A 17,904-nucleotide genomic window follows, 5' to 3' on the forward strand; every position below is an offset into this window, starting at 1 on the left:
CATGACCGACGGCTTCGACCTGCGGGCCCTGCTCGCCGAGCGCGGCGGCGAGCGGTACGAGCTGCACGCCCGCCACCTCAACCCGCAGCTGCCGCGGATGCTGCACACCATCGGCTTCGACAAGGTCTACGAGCGGGCCGCCGGCGCCCACTTCTGGGACGCCGAGGGCAACGACCACCTCGACATGCTCGCCGGCTTCGGCGTCATGGGCCTCGGACGGCACCACCCCGTCGTCCGCCGGGCCTTGCACGACGTCCTCGACGCGGACCTGCCCGACCTCACCCGCTTCGACTGCCCGCCGCTGCCCGGACTCCTCGCCGAGCGGCTGCTCGCCCACAGCCCCCACCTCGACCGCGTCTTCTTCGGCAACAGCGGCACCGAGGCCGTCGAGACCGCGCTGAAGTTCGCCCGGTACGCCACCGGCCGACCCAGGGTCGTCTACTGCGACCACGCCTTCCACGGCCTCACCACCGGCGCCCTGTCCGTCAACGGCGAGCAGGGCTTCAAGGCCGGATTCGACCCCCTGCTCCCCGACACCGCCGTCGCCCTCGGCGACCTCGACGCCCTGGAGCGCGAGCTCCGCAAGGGGGACGTGGCCGCCTTCGTCGTCGAACCGATCCAGGGCAAGGGCGTCCACGAGGCCCCGCCCGGCTTCCTCGCCGCCGCCCAGGAGCTGCTCCACCGGCACGGGGCGCTGCTGATCGCCGACGAGGTGCAGACCGGCCTCGGCAGGACCGGCGACTTCTACGCCTACCAGCACGAGGACGGCGTCGAGCCGGACCTGGTGTGCGTGGCGAAGGCGCTCTCCGGCGGCTACGTGCCGGTCGGCGCCACCCTCGGCAAGGACTGGATCTTCAAGAAGGTCTACTCGTCCATGGACCGGGTCCTGGTCCACTCGGCCAGCTTCGGCTCCAACGCCCAGGCGATGGCCGCGGGCCTCGCGGTCCTCTCGGTGATGGAGTCCGAGGGCACCGTGGCGCACGTGCGGCGGGTCGGCGGCCTCCTGAAGGGCCGCCTGGAGGAGCTGGTGCCCCGCTACGAGCTGCTCCACGCGGTCCGGGGGCGGGGCCTGATGATCGGGATCGAGTTCGGCCGGCCGAGCTCGCTGGCGCTGCGCGGCCGGTGGGCGATGCTCCAGACGGCCCGCAAGGGGCTCTTCGCGCAGATGGTGGTGGTGCCGCTGCTCCAGCGGCACCGGATCCTCACCCAGGTCTCCGGGGACCACTTGGAGGTGATCAAGTTGATCCCGCCGATGGTGATCGACGAGGCGGACGTGGACCGCTTCGTCACCGCCTTCACGGCGGTCATGGAGGACGCCCACGGCGGCGGCGGGCTGCTGTGGGACTTCGGGAAGACGCTGGTCCGGCAGGCGGTGGCGCAGCGCTGAGCCGGGCCGTCCCGGGCTTTTGCCTCTGAGGCAAGAAACTTGCCTCAGAGGCACGTTCCTGGCGGAATGGACGCATGGACCACGTCCCCCGGGGCTCCGCCCCGGACACCGCCGCCCCCGAGGTCGTGCCCGACGTCGCCCCGCAGCTGCGGGCGCTGCGCCGGCGCCGGGGGTTCACCCTGGAGGCGGCCGCCCAGCGCGCCGGGCTCTCCCCGGCGCACCTCTCGCGGCTCGAGACAGGGAACCGGCAGCCCTCGCTGCCGATGCTCCTGGCCCTCGCCCGCATCTACGGTACGACGGTCGCCGAGCTGCTCGGCGAGACCCCCGCGGAGCGCGACCCGGTGATCCGGGCCGACCGCTCCGAGCCGGTCGAGGCCGACGGCTGGATCTACCGGCAGGCGGGCGGCGCGGGCCGGGCCATGCAGTGCCTGCGCGTCCACGTGCCCTACGCCACCCGGGCCGACATCGTGCGTGTCCACCCCGGCGAGGAGTGGCTGCACGTGCTCGAAGGGGAGGTCCGGCTCGCCCTGGGCGAGACCGTCCACCTGCTCGGCCCCGGGGACAGCGCGCACTTCGACTCGCTCACCCCGCACCGGATCGGCGCGGCCGGCCGCGCCGGCGCCGAGGTGCTCTTCGTCCACACGCTCCTGCAGAGCCCGGCCGCCGAGCTGTGTCTGGGCGGCGGCACCCCGCACGCCCGCTGAGTCCCGAAGGGTTGGTCGACATGTCCGACAAGTCAGTGAATTCCGCCCCGTCCAAGGCGCCCGCCGCGGTCACCGGTGAGGAGCGCGGCGAGGGGAAGTTCCCCAAGGGGCTGGTGCTCCGCCTCTTCGCCTACCTGATCGCCGGTCACCTCTTCGCCGGCTTCCTCTACCTGCTCTTCATGCTGGGCGGGCAGAACCAGTGACCGCGCCGGACCCGCGGCCTCACGCCTCCGTGAGGAACCGCTCCCGCAGCCGCTCACGGGTCTCCGGCGCCAGCTTCAGGCCGTCCGCCAGGTAGGCGTCGACGGAACCCCAGGTCGTCTCGATGGTCTCGAAGGCGGCCCGCAGGTACTCCACCCGCGCGTCGAAGAGCGGGCTCAGCAGCTCCATCACCTCGGGCGCCATCGCGTCCCGGGCGGTGGAGCTGCGGCGCACCTTGTAGCGCCGGTGCGGGGCGCCCGACTTCACGTAGTCGGCCTCGATGGCCTCGCGCTCCACGCCCAGCGCGAGCAGGGTGATCGCGATCGAGAGCCCGGCGCGGTCCTTGCCGGCCGCGCAGTGCATCAGGACCGGGACGGCCTCCTCGGCGAGGGAGTGCAGGATCCGGCTGTGCTCGGCGGTCCGCTCCACGATCATCCGGCGGTACGCGGAGGTCATCCGCTCCGCCGCCCTGCCGTCGCCGAGCAGTCCCCGCAGCGTGTCGAGGTCGCCCTCGCGGACCATCCGCCAGAACTCCTTGCCGTCCGCCGGGTCGCTCAGCGGTATGTTCACGTTCCGCACGCCCGGGAGCTCCACGTCCGGGCCCTCCACCTTGGCGTCGGCCTCGTTGCGGAAGTCGAAGATCGTGTGCAGGCCGAGGCCGGAGAGGAAGGCCGCGTCGGACTCGGTGGCCTCGGCGAGGTGACCGCTGCGGAAGAGGACGCCGGGCCGGACCGCGCGTCCGTCGGTGGTGGGCAGCCCGGCCACGTCACGGAAGTTGCGGACCGCCGCGAGCTCGGGCTCGCCGGAGTCGAGGGGCTGGACCTGCGGCAGCTGCTGCGTCACGGATGCTCCTGGGGGTAGGCGTTCACGGGGCCGTACGAGATCGGTTCCCCCGGCAATCATCCCGGCGGGCGGGTCGCCGCGCACCCCCCTGGCCGGTAATGGGCGATCTGTCCGTATTGGAAGGTCTTGGTATAACAAGCCCTGGTTGAGGGGGAGATGGAATTCCGTGCGTGAGCAGGGTCATAGAAGTGACGGATCGTGGCCGACCGCCCCGGCCAACCACCCGCCCTGAAAAGGGTTTCGAGGGGCCGTCATCCACGGAGGGTGACCGGAATTTCGGGCCCGAAGATCGTCCCGGAATGCCCGTCGAATTCCGTGGCTTGTTCCCGCCGACCCCGCTCGTCTAGCGTCGCCGTCAATCCGGTCGGACCGCCGAATCCTGCCACCGTCCGGAATTCACACCCGTCCACGCGTGGCAGGAGCGGGGGACCCAAGGAAGTACGCCGGTCCCGCGACGCAGGACGGCTCGGGGTGAAGTCGCGTGAGAATCGCGGCCGGACATCTCCAGTCCGAACCCGACAGCTCACCTCGCAGGCGCCGGAGAGGAATTCGCCATGCCCGCAAAGGGTAAGCACCGCCGCCAGAAGTCCACCCTGATCACCCGTGGCCTCGTCGCCGCCGGCACCGGTGGCGCCGTCGTCGCCCTGCCGCTGTTCGGCGCGACCGGCGCCCACGCCGCCGAGCAGGCCGCCCCGGCCGCCGTCGCCGGCACCGTGGCCGCCACCGCGCAGGCCCAGGTCCAGGCCGCCCCGGCCGCCAAGGCCGCCGCCGCCCCGACCACGTACTCCGTCGTCGCCGGCGACTACCTGTCCAAGATCGCCGCCGACCACGACGTCGCCGGCGGCTGGAAGCGGCTCTACGCCGACAACCGGCAGGTCGTCGGCGAGAACCCCTCGCTGATCCTTCCGGGCATGAAGCTCACCCTCGGCGCCAAGAACCCCGCCGGGGCCGCGGCCCCGAAGCCCGCCGCCCAGTCGGCCGCGCCGAAGGCCGCCGCCCCGAAGGCCGCCGTCAAGGCCGCCCCGAAGGCCAAGGCGAAGGCCGCCGAGCAGACCCGCGCCTCCCGCTCCACCGAGCGCGCCGCGGCCCCGGCCGCCGCCCCGGCCGCCACCGGCTGGGTCGCCCCGGTCACCGGCGGCGTCTCCACCCCGTACCGCGCCTCCGGCTCCATGTGGTCCTCCGGCTACCACACCGGTGCCGACTTCATCGCCTCCTCCGGCACCACCGTCCGCGCCGTCGGCGCCGGCACGGTCGTCTCCGCCGGCTGGAGCGGCGCCTACGGCAACGAGGTCGTCATCCAGCACGCCGACGGCAACTACTCGCAGTACGCCCACCTCTCCTCCCTGGCCGTCTCCGCCGGCCAGTCGGTGAGCGGCGGCCAGCAGATCGGTCTCTCCGGCTCCACCGGCAACTCGACCGGCCCGCACCTGCACTTCGAGATCCGCACCTCGCCCAGCTACGGCGCGGACATCGACCCGCTGGCCTACCTGCGCCAGCACGGCGTCGCGATCTGACGCGACCGGCCCCACGGCCACCGAGGGCCCGGCACGTACGTGCCGGGCCCTCGCCCTGTTCCGGGCTTGGCAAATTCTTTATCGGTGGCATATATCACCCGTCGTCAACCCCTCCTTACGGTCGCGTAGGTCACATCCGAAAAGGAAGGATGTGCTGTCGTGGCAGACGATTCGAAAGCAACAGAAGAGAACGTGTTCGGGGCGGTCGGGGGAATCGGGTCGTACGCGGCGATCGGCGACAGCTTCACCGAGGGCGTCGGAGACCCGGGACCGGACGGGACCTACGTCGGCTGGGCGGACCGCTTCGCGGTGCTCCTCGCCGACCAGCTGCCGGACCACCAGGAGTTCCGCTACGCCAACCTCGCGGTCCGCGGCCGCCTCCTCGACCAGATCGTGAGCGAGCAGGTCCCCCGGGCCAAGGAGCTCGCGCCCGACCTGGTCACGTTCTGCGCGGGCGGCAACGACATCATCCGCCCCGGCACCGACCCCGACGACGTCGCCGAGCGGTTCGAGCGGGCGGTGCGGGACCTCACCTCCGCCGTCGGCACCGTCATGGTGACCACCGGATTCGACACCCGTGACGTACCGGTCCTCAAGCACCTGCGCGGCAAGATCGCCACGTACACGGCCCACGTCCGCGCCATCGCCGACCGCTACGACTGCCCGGTCCTCGACCTGTGGTCGCTGAGGTCGGTGCAGGACCGGCGGGCCTGGGACGACGACCGGCTGCACCTCTCGCCCGAGGGCCACACCCGGGTCGCGCTGCGCGCCGCCCAGGTCCTCGGCCTGCCGGTGCCCGCCGACCCGGACCAGGCGTGGCCGCCGCTGCCCGCCCGCGGGCCCCTGGAGGTCCGCCGCGACGACATCCACTGGGCGCGCGAGTACCTGGTGCCGTGGATCGGACGGCGGCTGCGCGGCGAGAGCTCCGGCGACCACGTCGCGGCCAAGCGCCCCGACCTCATGCCCCTGTAGATCAGGGGCGGCCGGCGGGGATCCGTTCCAGGACCCCGCCGGCGAAGACGTCGTACAGCGGCAGCGTCTCCAGGTGGACGTAGCCGATGTGGCAGTCGCAGACGGCGAGGGGGCAGGCCCGGGGCCGCAGGGCCGCGCGGTACGAACCGTCGTACAGGTTGCCGAGCTCGGCCCTGACGAAGTGGCAGCGGCGCACCGTCCCCGCGCCGTCCACCGACACCACCGACTCGCCGGTCCGGCAGGGCAGCCCCGCCGAGCGGTGCGGATGCCGGCTGTAGCCGAAGAGCGGGTCGACGCCCGTCCACGCGGCCGCCTCCGCGTCGGTGTACGTGTGCCCCTCGGCGGCGTTCACCCACAGGTAGACGTGGTCCGGCAGCGCCGCCCGCAGCCGCAGCGCCTCCGCGTGGTGCTCGGGCAGCCCCACCACGCCCACGCTGAAGCGGACGCCCCGGGCCGCCAGGTCGAGCGCCTTGCCGAGGAAGCGGTCGTACGGCGTCTGGCCGGGGTGGTACGTGCACCACAGCGCCAGCGCGTCCAGGTCCGCCTCGTCCAGCCAGGAGGTCCGGCAGCTCAGGTTGGTCTGGATCGCCACCCGCTCCACGTGCGGCAGCCGCGACAGCTCCACCATCGCCCGCCGGTACCAGGAGCGGACGAGGCCCTCGCCCCACGGGGTGAAGAGGATCCGCAGTCGGTCCCCGTCCTGCCCCGCCGCCCACGCGGTGAACCGCTCCAGGGCCGCCCGGTCCGCCCGCAGCGTCTCCGGCGAGTCCCGGCGCTTGGCGAAGGGGCAGTACGGGCAGTCGTAGTCGCACGAGGCCAGCGGCCCCCGGTACAGCAGCGTCAGGTCCACGGCCGGCCCTACTTCGGCTCGTACGCGGCCATCGCGGCCCGTACGGCGGGGGAGAACAGCTCCGGGCCGAGCCCGTCCGAGTACGCGAGCCCCTCCGGCGACAGTCGGAGCAGCCCCTCCGGCGCCGAGCCGTCCAGCCAGCCGTACGCCGCGAACCGGTCGAGCTCCGCGCCGAAGTCCTCCCGCGCCGAGGACCCGAACCGCTGCTCGTACCCGGCCAGCTCCATGCCCTCCGCCTGGAGCAGCGACTGGAGCAGGTGGCGGCGGCGCGCCTCCGCCCCGTCCACCCAGCGGCCCACCACGGCCCGGGAGAAGTCCCGGGTCTCCGTGTACGCGTCGATGATCGAGCGGATCTCCCGCATGTCGACGGCGTAGTCGAAGGAGTAGTGCAGCGCCGCGGTGTACGAGCGGGCGCCGCAGCCCAGACCGATCATGCCGTCCGTCTGGCAGGCGTGGTCGTCGGGGCCGACCGGGGCCGCGCCGGCCCGCCGGAACATCCGCATCGACACCTGCTCGTACCCCGCCGCGAGGAGGTGGTCCCGGCCCTGCCGGTAGAGCCGCAGCCGCCGCGCGTCCCACTCCGCGTCCGTCTCGGCGGGCCCGGAGCGCCCCAGGCCGGTGAGCGGGCGCACGTACAGCGGATACAGGTACAGCTCCTCCGGCCGCCAGGCCAGCGCCGCGTCCAGCGAGTACCGCCAGGACTCCTCGGTCTGCCCGTCGATGCCGTAGATGAGGTCGATGTTGAGCACCGGCACCCCGGCGTCCCGGATCCGGCCGAGCGCCGCCTCCACGTCGGCCCGCCGCTGCGGCCGGACCGCCGCCCGCGCCTCGGCGTCCACGAAGCTCTGCACCCCGATGCTCAGCCGGGTCGCGCCCCGGCCGGCGAGGACCGCGAGCCGGTCGGCGGTCGCGGTCGCCGGCGAGGTCTCGACGGAGAGCGGCACCGCCCGCAGGTCCGCGCCCATGCGGAGCTCGGCGATGTCGCAGAGCCGCTCCAGTTCGGCGGCGGTCAGGAAGGTCGGCGTGCCGCCGCCGAACGCCGCCGCCGCGAACCGCACCGGCGCCGCGTCGCCGAGCGCCTCCCGGACGGCGACCGCCTGCCGGTCCAGCGCGTCGAGATAGCGGGTGGTCAGCTCGCCGGGGGCGCCGATCCGGGTGAAGAGGTTGCAGAAGCCGCAGCGGACCTCGCAGAACGGCACGTGCGCGTAGAGCGAGAGGGCGTCCTTCGGCTCGTCCGCCCAGAGCACCGCCAGCTCCGGCCGCTCCGGCAGCGGGCGGTACGCCGTCTTGTGCGGATAGGCGTAGACGTAGGAGCGGTACGGGCGGGGGAGCGGGGCGGCGGTCACGCGGCGGCCCCCTCGGCCGGACCGTCCAGCGTGAACTGGGCGTACGGCACCGTCCACACGACCTCGTGGCCGAGCCGGTGGCCCGCGTAGCCGTCGTCGCCGTACGCCGTGCCGTGGTCCGAGCAGACGATCGCGAAGCAGCGGCGGCGGCTGCTCATCGCCGCGAAGAGCCGCCCGATGTGCCGGTCGACGTACTCCAGGGCCGCCGCGTGGGTGGCCCGGGTGTCGCCCGCCTCGCGGGTGGCGCCCGGCAGGTGGAACCAGTTCGGCTGGTGCAGCGCCGCCACGTTCACGAAGAGGAAGAGCCGGCGGTCGGCCGGCAGCGCGGCCACCACCTCCTCGGCCCGGGCCACCTGCGCCTCGAAGGAGGTCGGGGAGGCGACCCCGAAGGACGGCTCCCAGTGGCTCTCCTGGAAGAGGCCGGGCAGGACCGAGCCGAGCGGCGGCCGCTTGTCGAAGAAGCCGACGCCGCCGACGCACACCGTCCGGTAGCCGTCGGCGGCGAGCGCCGTCACCAGGTCCGGGGCGTCGTACACATAGGTGCCGTCGGCGGTGGTCTCGCTGCCCGCGAACCGCGCCGCGAAGAGCCGCGGGTGGGGTCCCGGCGCGGCCGGAGTCGGCAGGAAGCCCGCGAAGATCGCCTGGTGGGAGGCGTAGGTGAAGCTGCCGGGCGCGTGCCGGCGCTCCCAGCGGCCGCCCGGCAGGTGCCGGGCCAGGTTCGGTATGCGGCCGGCGGCGGCCAGCTCGGCGGCCACGTCGTACCGGAGGGTGTCGAGGGTGACCAGGAGAAGGTCGTGGCTGCCGACGACCGCGTTCATGTCGGGCTGGTTCACGGGGTGGTGCTCGTTCCTGTGGTGCGGAGACCGGAGGTGCGGGGGGCGGTGGCGCGAGGGCCGGGGGCGCGTGGTCCGGTGGTGCGTGGGCCCGGGGCGCGTGGGTGGGTGATGCCGGGGCCGGGGCCGGGGCCGGAGGTGTCGGTGGGTGCGCGGGTGGGGGTGGGGAGCGGTGCGGGTGGGTGCCTCAGCAGGTCGGCGACCTGGGCGCCGTAGGTGTCCAGGCCCTCCGTGCCGCTGCCCGCCAGGCCGGTGAGGCCGGGCAGCAGGTCCCCGAAGGCGTTGACCTCGCCGACCGCGAAGCGACGCCATCCCGCGCCCGGCAGCAGGTCCACCCCGACGCAGCGGGTGCCGGGGAAGGCCGCCGCCGCGTCCTCGCAGACGGCGACCGCGTCCTCCCAGCGGCCGCCGGCCGCGGCGATCGACGCCCGGGCGGCGGCGAGGTCGCCGCGGGCGCCGCCGAGGTGCAGATTGGTCAGCGGCGAACGGCTGGTGCGGACCACCGCGTGGGTGGCGCGCCCGCCGGTCACCACCACCCGCAGGTCCGCCGCACGGCCGCCCTGGACCGCCTTCGGCAGCCAGCGCTCCACGTGCAGCCCGTCCGGGGCGAGCGCGTCGACCAGCGCGCCGACCTCCCGCGCGCCGGTGTAGCGGCGCACCCGCAGCGAGTTGAAGAGCCGTCCGGCACCGTCCCGCTCCACCGAGGTGGCGGCCTGCACCCGGCCCCCGCCGGCCGTCTCCACCGCCAGCACCCCGGAGGCGGAGGAGCCGTGGGCCGGCTTGACGAACACCCGGCGCAGTCCGGACCCGGCCATCAGCGCCACCAGGTCGTCCCAGCCCCGCACCGGCGCCCCGCCGGGACCGGAGGTCGGCGAGGCGGGGACGGGCACCCCGGCCGCGTCGAGCCGGCCGTGGGTGAGCCGCTTGTCGAAGAGGACCGCCGTCTCCGCCGGGTCGTCGACCAGCACCGCGCCGGCGCGGTCCGCCTCGGCGGCGAGCCCGGCGAGGGCGGTGGTGAACCGCTCGTACCAGAGCCGTCCCCCCTCCACCCGGGCCGGATCGTCCGTGCCGCGCAGCAGCAGCTCGACCTCCGGCACCTCGCCGGGCGAGTCGACCCGCACGGTCTCGCCCGCCGCGAAGCGGACCCGCCCGCGCAGGACGTCCGTCCACGCCACGGCCCGCGCCCCGGGCAGTCCGGCGGCGCGCAGCGCGTCCTGGAAGAACGCGACGCGACGGCCCGTCGGGTCGCCGACGACCACGAGGCGCGGGCGCGGGGTCATTCGGCGATGGCGACGTAGCGCCAGACGTCCCCGTCGCCGTCGTCCTCCGGGGTCTGCGGGTCGTCCAGGACGACCCGCACCCCGTGGGGGGCGAGCGCGGCGGTGAGCCGCTCGCCCATCGCCTCCGAGAGGTAGTGGTGCTCCAGGTCCAGCTCCGTGAGGTGGGTCAGCGGCTGGCCGTCGAGCAGCGCGGCCGCGCCCTCGTCGGTGAGCACGCCCATGCTGAGGTCGAGCCGGTCGAGGCGGGCGACGACCGGGGCGCTCGCCACGGCGGCGGCCACCTGGTCCTGGATCACGCTGTTGCACAGACCGAGGCTGCGCAGGGCGGGGAAGGCCTCGCCGGAGAGCAGCGGCGCCAGGTCGCCGGGCGAGGAGTCACCGCCGTACTCGTCGGTCCCCAGCCACAGTTCGAGGCGCTCCAGGGCCGGCAGGTCGCTGCCGGCGATGCCGCGGACGACCGCGGCGCCGAGCCCGCCGGTCTCCACGACCAGGGTCCGCAGACCGGTGTGGCGCACCGGCGGGAAGACGAGCCCGGTGCCGCCGCGCACGCCGAGCTCCCGCAGCGCCGGGTAGGCGGCGAGCAGCGGCGTCACGTCCGATTGCACGATCCAGGAGATCTCGCAGTCCTCCATGGTCATGTCGCCGAGGAAGACCGCCTCCAGGGCGGTCAGCCGGTCGTTGGCGCCGATGAGCGCGGTGACGACGGCGGCCGAGGAGGTCTCGTACGCGTCCTCCCAGCCGCCCACGACGACGGCGCGGACCCGCGCGGTGTCGACGGTCTTCAGGAAGCGGTCGAAGACGGCGCCCCAGCTCTCCTCGTCGTCGTCGCGGTAGGTCGGGCTGGACAGCCGCCAGGCGACGGACGCCGGGTCGGGCAGCGCGACGCCCGACTCGGCGTCCGGGAGGTCGAAGACGGGGAGGCCGTGGAACTCCTCCAGGTAGGCCCCAATGGTCATGACGGTGCTCCAGACGCGGACGGCGGTACGGGCGTGACGCCAAGAGTTGTACCAAGCGGCACCGACAGCGCGGACGGCCGGGGGCCGCCACGGGCCGGGCCCGGGGACGATCGGGGGCGTTGTCAGTGGTGGCCCCTAGCGTCGTTCCCGTGTTCGGGCACCGGGTTCCGGACCGGAAGGGGAGAGCCATGTACCGGCAGGGGGACGTGCTGATCGTGCCCGTCGACGAGCGGGCCGTGCCCGCCCGGGCGAAGGACGCGCCGAGCGAGCCGAGGGACGGCCGGGGAAGGCTCGTGCTCGCCTTCGGCGAGGTCACCGGACACGCCCACGCGGTCCCGGGCCCCGGCCGGCTCGTGCGGGAGCCGGGCCCGTACGGCCTGTTCCTGCTCGAACTGCCCGAGGGCGGACGGCTGGTGCACGAGGAGCACGCGCCGATCGTCCTGCCGAGGGGCTGGTACCGGGTGGTGCGGCAGCGCGAGTACGTGCCGGGCGCGTACCGGATCGTGGCGGACTGAGACGGCACCGGACGGTGGCGGAGGAACGGACGGACATGGGGGACAGGACGATGGACCAGGGCGACGCGTACGAGAAGTGGCGGGCCGTCGCGGCCGCCACCGGGCCGGCCGACCGGAAGGCCGCGGAGGCCGGTGTCCGGCTCGCCTACGCCTTCGCGGGGCTGCCCGCGCCCGAGCGGATGGTGTGGGCGGACTCGCCGCTCGCCGGGGTCGAACTGGTCGCCGGCCTCGCCGACCGGGGCCGGTCGGTGCGCGAGGAGGTGCGGACGCTGCCCTGGGCGGAGGAGCGCCGCCGCCTCCACGACGAGCTGGGCCCCGCCGGGTGGACGGCGCACTGGCAGGCCACCGGAGCCCGCCTCTGGGACCCGGCGCGGTCGCTCGCCGAGCGGATCAGGACCGGCGTCCTCGACGCGCTCGGAAGCCGGGAGGACCCCGGCGCGCTCACCCGGCCCGCGGGCCGGGAACTGCTGTACGACGCGGTCCTCGGCCAGCAGGACGCCGCCTGGCTCGCCGCCTTCGACGGGCGCGGCACCCGGCTCGCCGGACTCGCCGCGGTCGCCGAGCAGGCCGGCTGGTGGTGGCCGTACGAGAAGGTCGCCGTCGTCTGCGAACGCCCCGTCGCCCTCCACCGGGACGAGGCCGGGCGGCTCGACCGGGGCGACGGCCCGGCCCTCGCCCACCGGGACGGCTTCGCCCTCCACGCCTGGCGCGGCATGCCCGTCACGGCCGAGTTCCTGGCGGGACTCGCGGACCTCACCCCGCAGCGGATCCGCGACGAGGAGAACGCCGAACTGCGGCGCGTGATGCTGGAGTTCTACGGCTACGAGCGCTACCTCGACGCCTCCGGGGCCCGCCCCGAGGGCCGCGACGAGGCGGGGGTGCTGTGGCGGATCGAACTCGGCGACGACGAGGACGTCGTCATGGTCGAGGTGGTCAACTCGACGCCGGAGCCGGACGGCAGCCACCGCACGTACTGGCTCCGGGTGCCACCCGGCACCCGGACCGCCCGCGAGGGCGTCGCCTGGACCTTCGGCCTGGACGCGGAGGCGTACGAACCGCTCGTCCAGACCTGAGGCACGGGGCGGGGCGGGGGCCGCTCGTGCGGAGAACCGTTCGGATGGAGAACCGCCGGTACGGGGAGCCGCTCGGATGGAAGTCCGCTGATACGGGAAACCGCTCGTACGGGGAATCGCTGATACGGAGAACCGCTGGTACGGGGAACCGCTCGGATGGAAATCCGCTGGTACGGAGAGGTGAAGGACGGCGCCGGTCAGGAGTGGCAGCCGAGCGCCGGCGGCCCCGGGTGCTGGGATGTGCCCGCCGGAGCCACCGGCACTCCACCGTCGAAGGGACCGCCCGTGCCGCACCGCCCCGCGCCCACCCTCCCGAACCGCGCCGCCCGCCTGCTCACCGCCGGCGCGGGCACCGCGCTCCTCGGAGCGCTCCTCCTGGGCACCGCCTCGCCCGCGCTCGCCGCCGCGCCGGAGCGTCCCGCCCCGCGCGCGGCCGCCGCCCGGGCCGAAGCGCCGGCGACCGTCACCGTCACGGGCAGCGGGAGCGCCACCGCCGCCCCCGACCTCGCGATCCTCTCGGTGGGCGTGGAGGTCACCAAGCCGACGGCGAAGGAGGCGATGGCGGCGCAGAACACCGCGGCGAAGACGCTGCTCGCCGTCCTGCGCCAGGAGGGCGTCGAGGACCGGGACATCCGCACCGACAGCCTGTCCCTCAACCCCGTCTACACCCAGACGACCGGCGGCGAGTCCAAGGTGACGGGCTACCAGGCGAGCCAGACCTTCTCCGTGAAGGTCCGGGACATCGACCGGGCCGGCCAGGTCACCGGCGCCGTCAACGGCGCCTCCGGGAACGCCGGCCGCGTCCACGGCGTCGTCTTCGACGTGGCCGACCCGAAGGAACTGCGCGCCAAGGCCCGCGAGGCCGCCTACCGGGACGCGTACGAGAAGGCCTCCCAGCACGCCCGGCTGAGCGGCCACCGCCTCGGCCGACTGGTCTCGCTCAGCGAGGGCGACTCGCTGCGCCCCGGCCAGGGCACCCTCCCGTCCCTCCCGGCCGACGAGCAGAACGTGCCCCTCGCCCCAGGCGAGATCGAGGAGCAGGTGACGGTCTCGGCGGTCTACGAACTCCTCTGATTCCCCGCTCCGGCCCGTCGGCCGTGCAGGGGACGAGCATCGGACGGGCACGGGACGGCGTCGGCCGCGCCGCGGGGCGGCCCGGTCCGCGGGCTCGGGTCGGGCCCCCGGGGCGGGTGGCCGTCGCTCAGGGGGTGGGCGGGGGGAGGGCCAGTTCGCGGTCGAGGGCGGCGTCGGCCCAGCGGAGCATCGCCGCGCGGGAGAGGCCCCCGGTGTAGACCGTCGTCTGGATGGCCAGGCCGTCCAGCAAGGCGGTGAGCCGCCAGGCGGCGCCCGCCGGGTCAGGGCAGGAGAACTCGCCGGCGGCGACCCCCTCTTCGATCACGGCGGCCAGCGCCCGCCGCCACTCCTCGTCGAGCGAGGCGGCGACCCGGCGCAGCTCGGGGTCGCGCAGACCGGCCGCCCAGGCCTCGATCCACAGCCGCCAGCCCTCGGCCTTCCCCTGCGGGGCGTACCAGCGGATGGCGGCGCGCAGTCGCCGCACCGCCGTCGAGCGGCGGCGGAGGATCCGGCGCAGCTCGTCGAGCTCGATCTCGGCGGCGTGCGCGAAGGCCGCCGCGACCAGTTGCTCCTTGGTGGAGAAGTGGTAGAGCACGAGCGCGTTGCTGACGCCGAGGGCCTCGGCCACGTCGGCGATCCGGACGGCGGTGGCGCCCCGGGCCTCGATCTGTTCGACGGCGGCCCGCAGCAGCTCCTCCCGCCGCTCGGCCACGCTCAACCGCACTCTCGCCACGTCGAGCAGCCTACACAGCGCATGACGGAGCCATGATCACCTCTGGTGTTCGTTCGGTCACCCGGTCGCACGCCCGCCCGTCCGCCTCGCGGTCCGACCATAATGGAACGATCCCCAGAGTTCAGGAGGACTTGTGACCGGTACCGGCTCCGACCGTTCGCTGCGGGCCCGGCTGCGGGCTCTGCGGCCCGAGTCCTTCGGCGCAGAGCCCGCGGGGGAGCGGCTGGCCCGCATCCACCGCTCGCCGCACTTCGCCGACGGGGTCTTCCAGAACCCCGAGAAGGCCCGTCGGGGCCCCTCCGGCTCCACCGCCGACCTGATGAAGATCTACTTCGAGCGGGAGGCACGCGCCCGCCGGGCCCCGGCCGGGGTGATCCCCGTGCACCCGACGACCGTGGCCGACCTGGCCCGCCCCGCCCCGAGCGGCCTGCGGATCACGTGGCTGGGCCACTCCAGCGTGCTCGCCGAGATCGACGGCGTACGGATCCTCTTCGACCCGGTCTGGGGAGAGCGCTGCTCGCCGTTCTCCTTCGTCGGTCCCAAGCGGCTCCACCCGGCGCCCGCGCCGCTCGGCGCGCTCGGGCTGGTCGACGTGGTCGTGATCTCCCACGACCACTACGACCACCTCGACCTGCCGACGATCAAGGCGCTGGCCGCCACGGACACCGTCTTCGCCGTGCCGCTCGGCGTCGGTGCCCACCTGGAGCGCTGGGGCGTCCCCGCCTCCCGGCTGCGCGAGCTGGACTGGCACGAGGCCACCGAGGTCGGCGGCGTCACCCTCACCGCCACCCCGGCCCGCCACTTCTGCGGCCGGGCCATCCGCAACCAGCAGCACACCCTCTGGGCCTCTTGGTCGGTCCGCGGCCCCCGCCACCGGATCTTCCACAGCGGCGACACCGGCTACTTCCGGGGCTTCCGGGAGATCGGCGCCGCCCACGGCCCCTTCGACGTCACCATGATCCAGATCGGGGCCTACTCCGAGTTCTGGCCCAAGAACCACACGGACCATACGCCGCTTCCCGGCGCGTGGCCGGACATTCACATGTCGCCCGCCAAGGGGGTGCAGGCCCACCTTGACCTGCAGGGAGGCGCCCCGGGCGGGGTGATGCTGCCGATCCACTGGGGAACGTTCAACCTGGCTCCGCATGCGTGGGCGGAGCCGGGGGAGTGGACGAAGTACGAGTGCGAGGAAGTCGGCCAGGCGGTGGCGTTCCCCCGTCCCGGTGAGCCCTTCGAGCCGGCGGGGAAGCTGCCCGAGGAGCCGTGGTGGCGGGCTGTGTCCCATTCGATCGCGCAGCCGTGGCGTCGGCCCCGGCCTGCTGAGGTCGTTGCCGAGCCGCGTAGCGACGATCTCGATCTCGCGGGCGAGTGGTGACGTCGGTCGGGGACGATCTTGCCGAGGTCGCGCGGATGCTGGAGGGTCTCCCGTCCGAGGGGCGTGACCGTGTGCTGCGGGCATTGGACGGGGCACCCCGCAGGGAGCGAGCGGCCGTCGTCCAGCGGTTCAGGCCCTTGCCGACCTCGCAGGGCCCGTCGCGGGTTGTGGTCCGAACGCGCATCGTCGGTCGCTGAGCCGCAGTTTCGTACGGATCTTCTGGATGCTTGGCGGTTTCGTGGGTGTCGGGATGTTCCCTTTCCCGCAGTCGGCCGGCGGAGGCGGTCGGGCAAGGCGTGATCGAGTCTCTGGGGATTCGATGGGGGCGTGGTGTGAGGGATTGGCGGAGCGATCCGACGTTTGCGATGTGCCGGGCGCTGGTGGACGGAGCGGATCTGGCCTCGTTCGCGGGAGGCGCGTTCGATGTGCGGGCGGTGGTGGCCGGCATCCAGGCTGGCGCCCACAGCACGTTGCTCCTCGACGCCGTCCCGTGGGGGAACTTCCCGCATGGCGACGATGCCCGGGAGGCCGTTCGCCTGCTGCGCGCCGGCGAGGACCCCGCTGGCCGGGCGACGGGCGGGCTGGGGGGCCTGTGTGCCGACGACAGCCGGGCCGCCGCCGCCCTGGCCGTACCGTTCCTGATTCCCATCGCCACCGATGGCCACCACCCACACCGTGCCGCCGCCCTCGCCATACTCTCCGGCCCGGCCCGAGCTCGGCACTTCGGCGTCGCCTCCCGCGATGAACTCCTGATCCACCGCAACGATCCTCGGCGCCACGCTCCCGGCGACCACGACGACTACGGCGTCGAGGTGACCGGCTACCCGGCAGGCTGGTCGGTGGCCGCCGCCCGCGCCGCGATCACGGCCGGAACGCCCGTACTCCTGCCGCTTCTCAACGACTCCGACCCCACCATCCGTATCGACGCCGCCTACGCCCTGGCCACGGCCGCCGACCCCGACCTCGTGGTCCGAACCGCCCTTGCCGCCAGGTTCGCCGCCGAGCATGACGCCATGGTCCGCGCCGCCCTGCTCCTCGCCGTCGCCGAGACCGCCCGAGCGCACGTACAGCCGCCGGCCGTCTCGTGGTTCCGCGAGCGGTGGCAAGACCGGACAGAGGCCCCCGAAGTCCGCCTGGCCGCGGCAATCGGCTGGCTCTGCCTCACGGACGAACCCGCCCCCGAGGACCTGCACCAGACCGTCGACACCTTCGCCACAGAAGAACGTGCGCACGCCTTGGACACTCTGCCGTGGATGTACGCCGCCGCCGGAGCCGGTGAACCGGGACTCTCGCGCTGTATCCGCTGCATGCTCCACGCCGAAAAGCCCGAACCGTACGACGACCCCTGGGCCTTCTCGCTTTGAGTGACCGGCCTCGGCCCCGTTTGCGCTGCCGTCCTCGTCGGCCGCTAGCGTCGTGCGTCGCCGCCCGGACCGCCCGGGGCGCCGGGGCCGAGCAGGAGGGCGAGGGTTGACTCCAGTTCGGTCTGGGCGAGGCGGGCCGCCTCGTCGGCGTCGCCGGCCTCCACCGCGGCCACGAGGGCGATGTGGGAGTCCTCGCCGTGGCGCGGCTCGCCGGCGCGCAGGGCGAGCAGGTCGAGGAGGTCGATCAGGCCCTGACGCAGCGCGGGTGCGAACTCCGCGAAGAGATCGGTCAGTACGGGATTGTGGGCGGCCGCGATCAGGGCGGCGTGGACCCGGATGTCGGCGTCCACGAAGCCGGCGTCGTCGCCCTCCGCCGCCGCGCGCCGCCCGCCCAGCGCCTCCCGCATGGCCTCGATGTCGGCGTCGGTGCGGCGCAGTGCGGCCAGCCGGGCCGCCTGGACCTCGACCAGCATCCGGACCTCGTAGACGTCACTGACGGCGGCCTTCCGCAGCCGGGTCGGCCAGTCCTCGACCGGGCGGGTCGCCGTCACGAAGACCCCGGCGCCCTGGCGCGGCTGGACGAGCCCGGCGCCGGCGAGCGCGCGCAGCGCCTCGCGGACGGTGGAGCGGCCGACGCCCAGCTCCTTGGCCAGAGTGGTCTCGCCGGGCAGTCGGGTGCCGACGGGCCAGTGGCCCGAGGTGATCTGCTCGCGCAGCCGCTCGGCCGCCTGCTCGACGAGGGGGCTGGGGCGCAGGGCACCGAGCTGCATGGGGTCACCTGATTCTCGGTCGTGCCCGGTGAGGGGCGGGTGCGGTGGTCCGGGGTGCGGCTGGGCGTGCGGGCCGGATTTGTTCTCGGAGAGAAAGTATCCCGAGAACTTGTC

The 17,904-nt window shown here is 74.3% G+C and carries 18 protein-coding genes and 1 riboswitch; of the genes, 10 read left to right on the forward strand and 8 right to left on the reverse strand.

Features of this window, described 5'->3' with window-relative positions:
* Position 1: 1 nt before the first annotated feature.
* The 3 genes from ACFZCF_RS21115 to ACFZCF_RS21125 all read left to right on the forward strand — a co-directional run bounded on the left by ACFZCF_RS21115 (position 2) and on the right by ACFZCF_RS21125 (position 2,294).
* Complete coding sequence (locus ACFZCF_RS21115; protein WP_391287935.1) at positions 2-1,387, forward strand: aminotransferase class III-fold pyridoxal phosphate-dependent enzyme; 1,386 nt, start codon at positions 2-4, stop codon at positions 1,385-1,387.
* A 74-nt stretch (positions 1,388-1,461) separates the two neighbouring features.
* The gene (locus tag ACFZCF_RS21120) at positions 1,462-2,091 is read left to right on the forward strand and encodes a helix-turn-helix domain-containing protein (RefSeq protein ID WP_391287937.1); all 630 of its coding nucleotides are present in this window, start codon (positions 1,462-1,464) and stop codon (positions 2,089-2,091) included.
* Positions 2,092-2,111: 20 nt separating this feature from the next.
* Positions 2,112-2,294: a DUF6126 family protein gene (locus ACFZCF_RS21125; protein WP_388445753.1), complete on the forward strand. Its 183-nt coding sequence runs from the start codon at positions 2,112-2,114 to the stop codon at positions 2,292-2,294.
* A gap of 19 nt (positions 2,295-2,313) precedes the next feature.
* On the opposite strand, the gene ACFZCF_RS21130 is transcribed toward ACFZCF_RS21125, so the two are convergent.
* Positions 2,314-3,135, reverse strand: a complete 822-nt coding sequence (locus ACFZCF_RS21130; RefSeq protein WP_391287939.1) for a tyrosine-protein phosphatase — start codon at positions 3,133-3,135, stop codon at positions 2,314-2,316.
* 393 nt (positions 3,136-3,528) lie between these two features.
* Positions 3,529-3,685: riboswitch (cyclic di-AMP (ydaO/yuaA leader) on the forward strand.
* A gap of 4 nt (positions 3,686-3,689) precedes the next feature.
* Here ACFZCF_RS21130 and ACFZCF_RS21135 point away from each other — a divergent pair.
* Together ACFZCF_RS21135 and ACFZCF_RS21140 are read left to right on the forward strand one after the other, a co-directional pair.
* Positions 3,690-4,649 carry a peptidoglycan DD-metalloendopeptidase family protein gene (locus tag ACFZCF_RS21135; RefSeq protein ID WP_391287941.1) on the forward strand — a complete coding sequence of 320 codons (960 nt, stop codon included), beginning with the start codon at positions 3,690-3,692 and terminating at the stop codon, positions 4,647-4,649.
* A gap of 159 nt (positions 4,650-4,808) precedes the next feature.
* Entirely contained in the window at positions 4,809-5,621 is an 813-nt protein-coding gene (locus ACFZCF_RS21140; protein WP_388445762.1) for an SGNH/GDSL hydrolase family protein, read from the forward strand.
* Between the two features lies 1 nt (position 5,622).
* Here the strand turns inward: ACFZCF_RS21140 and ACFZCF_RS21145 are convergent, their stop codons facing one another.
* From ACFZCF_RS21145 to ACFZCF_RS21165, 5 genes are read right to left on the reverse strand one after another with little or no spacing between them, the layout of a single operon-like run.
* On the reverse strand, positions 5,623-6,471 hold the full coding sequence (locus tag ACFZCF_RS21145) for an STM4011 family radical SAM protein (RefSeq protein ID WP_388445765.1): 849 nt from the start codon (positions 6,469-6,471) through the stop codon (positions 5,623-5,625).
* 8 nt (positions 6,472-6,479) lie between these two features.
* Positions 6,480-7,817, reverse strand: a complete 1,338-nt coding sequence (locus ACFZCF_RS21150; RefSeq protein ID WP_391287943.1) for an STM4012 family radical SAM protein — start codon at positions 7,815-7,817, stop codon at positions 6,480-6,482.
* A complete protein-coding gene (locus ACFZCF_RS21155) occupies positions 7,814-8,635 on the reverse strand; it encodes an STM4013/SEN3800 family hydrolase (protein ID WP_391288247.1) in 822 nt (273 codons plus the stop codon). Before ACFZCF_RS21155 ends, ACFZCF_RS21150 begins: the two co-directional genes overlap by 4 nt.
* Positions 8,636-8,646: 11 nt before the next feature.
* Positions 8,647-9,930, reverse strand: a complete 1,284-nt coding sequence (locus ACFZCF_RS21160; RefSeq protein ID WP_391287945.1) for an STM4014 family protein — start codon at positions 9,928-9,930, stop codon at positions 8,647-8,649.
* Positions 9,927-10,886: an STM4015 family protein gene (locus tag ACFZCF_RS21165; RefSeq protein WP_388445774.1), complete on the reverse strand. Its 960-nt coding sequence runs from the start codon at positions 10,884-10,886 to the stop codon at positions 9,927-9,929. The genes ACFZCF_RS21160 and ACFZCF_RS21165 overlap by 4 nt, the downstream gene beginning before the upstream one ends.
* Positions 10,887-11,074: 188 nt before the next feature.
* On the opposite strand from ACFZCF_RS21165, the gene ACFZCF_RS21170 reads away from it, so the two are divergent.
* The 3 genes from ACFZCF_RS21170 (at position 11,075) to ACFZCF_RS21180 (ending at position 13,548) form a co-directional block, all read left to right on the forward strand.
* Positions 11,075-11,401, forward strand: coding sequence for a hypothetical protein (locus tag ACFZCF_RS21170; RefSeq protein ID WP_391287947.1), 327 nt, complete (start codon positions 11,075-11,077; stop codon positions 11,399-11,401).
* Positions 11,402-11,436: 35 nt separating this feature from the next.
* A complete protein-coding gene (locus ACFZCF_RS21175) occupies positions 11,437-12,474 on the forward strand; it encodes a DUF6745 domain-containing protein (RefSeq protein WP_391287949.1) in 1,038 nt (345 codons plus the stop codon).
* Between the two features lie 156 nt (positions 12,475-12,630).
* Complete coding sequence (locus ACFZCF_RS21180) at positions 12,631-13,548, forward strand: SIMPL domain-containing protein (protein WP_391287950.1); 918 nt, start codon at positions 12,631-12,633, stop codon at positions 13,546-13,548.
* A 127-nt stretch (positions 13,549-13,675) separates the two neighbouring features.
* On the opposite strand, the gene ACFZCF_RS21185 is transcribed toward ACFZCF_RS21180, so the two are convergent.
* Positions 13,676-14,281, reverse strand: a complete 606-nt coding sequence (locus ACFZCF_RS21185) for a TetR/AcrR family transcriptional regulator (RefSeq protein ID WP_388445786.1) — start codon at positions 14,279-14,281, stop codon at positions 13,676-13,678.
* 133 nt (positions 14,282-14,414) lie between these two features.
* On the opposite strand from ACFZCF_RS21185, the gene ACFZCF_RS21190 reads away from it, so the two are divergent.
* Both ACFZCF_RS21190 and ACFZCF_RS21195 read left to right on the forward strand, forming a co-directional pair.
* Complete coding sequence (locus ACFZCF_RS21190; protein WP_391287953.1) at positions 14,415-15,656, forward strand: MBL fold metallo-hydrolase; 1,242 nt, start codon at positions 14,415-14,417, stop codon at positions 15,654-15,656.
* 296 nt (positions 15,657-15,952) lie between these two features.
* Positions 15,953-17,020, forward strand: a complete 1,068-nt coding sequence (locus tag ACFZCF_RS21195; RefSeq protein ID WP_391287955.1) for a hypothetical protein — start codon at positions 15,953-15,955, stop codon at positions 17,018-17,020.
* 44 nt (positions 17,021-17,064) lie between these two features.
* On the opposite strand, the gene ACFZCF_RS21200 is transcribed toward ACFZCF_RS21195, so the two are convergent.
* Complete coding sequence (locus tag ACFZCF_RS21200; protein WP_388445796.1) at positions 17,065-17,790, reverse strand: FadR/GntR family transcriptional regulator; 726 nt, start codon at positions 17,788-17,790, stop codon at positions 17,065-17,067.
* Positions 17,791-17,904: the final 114 nt, after the last annotated feature.

Source organism: Streptomyces sp. NPDC007945, assembly GCF_042958885.1.
Classification (GTDB): Bacteria; Actinomycetota; Actinomycetes; order Streptomycetales; family Streptomycetaceae; genus Streptomyces.

Bases quoted from the DNA above. Each gene is read 5' to 3' on its own strand.
- ACFZCF_RS21115 (WP_391287935.1), top strand. From the start codon at position 2: ATGACCGACGGCTTCGACCTGCGGGCCCTGCTCGCCGAGCGCGGCGGC.
- ACFZCF_RS21120 (WP_391287937.1), top strand. From the start codon at position 1,462: ATGGACCACGTCCCCCGGGGCTCCGCCCCGGACACCGCCGCCCCCGAG.
- ACFZCF_RS21125 (WP_388445753.1), top strand. From the start codon at position 2,112: ATGTCCGACAAGTCAGTGAATTCCGCCCCGTCCAAGGCGCCCGCCGCG.
- ACFZCF_RS21135 (WP_391287941.1), top strand. From the start codon at position 3,690: ATGCCCGCAAAGGGTAAGCACCGCCGCCAGAAGTCCACCCTGATCACC.
- ACFZCF_RS21155 (WP_391288247.1), bottom strand. From the start codon at position 8,635: ATGAACGCGGTCGTCGGCAGCCACGACCTTCTCCTGGTCACCCTCGAC.
- ACFZCF_RS21160 (WP_391287945.1), bottom strand. From the start codon at position 9,930: ATGACCCCGCGCCCGCGCCTCGTGGTCGTCGGCGACCCGACGGGCCGT.
- ACFZCF_RS21165 (WP_388445774.1), bottom strand. From the start codon at position 10,886: ATGACCATTGGGGCCTACCTGGAGGAGTTCCACGGCCTCCCCGTCTTC.
- ACFZCF_RS21170 (WP_391287947.1), top strand. From the start codon at position 11,075: ATGTACCGGCAGGGGGACGTGCTGATCGTGCCCGTCGACGAGCGGGCC.
- ACFZCF_RS21175 (WP_391287949.1), top strand. From the start codon at position 11,437: ATGGGGGACAGGACGATGGACCAGGGCGACGCGTACGAGAAGTGGCGG.
- ACFZCF_RS21180 (WP_391287950.1), top strand. From the start codon at position 12,631: ATGGAAATCCGCTGGTACGGAGAGGTGAAGGACGGCGCCGGTCAGGAG.
- ACFZCF_RS21200 (WP_388445796.1), bottom strand. From the start codon at position 17,790: ATGCAGCTCGGTGCCCTGCGCCCCAGCCCCCTCGTCGAGCAGGCGGCC.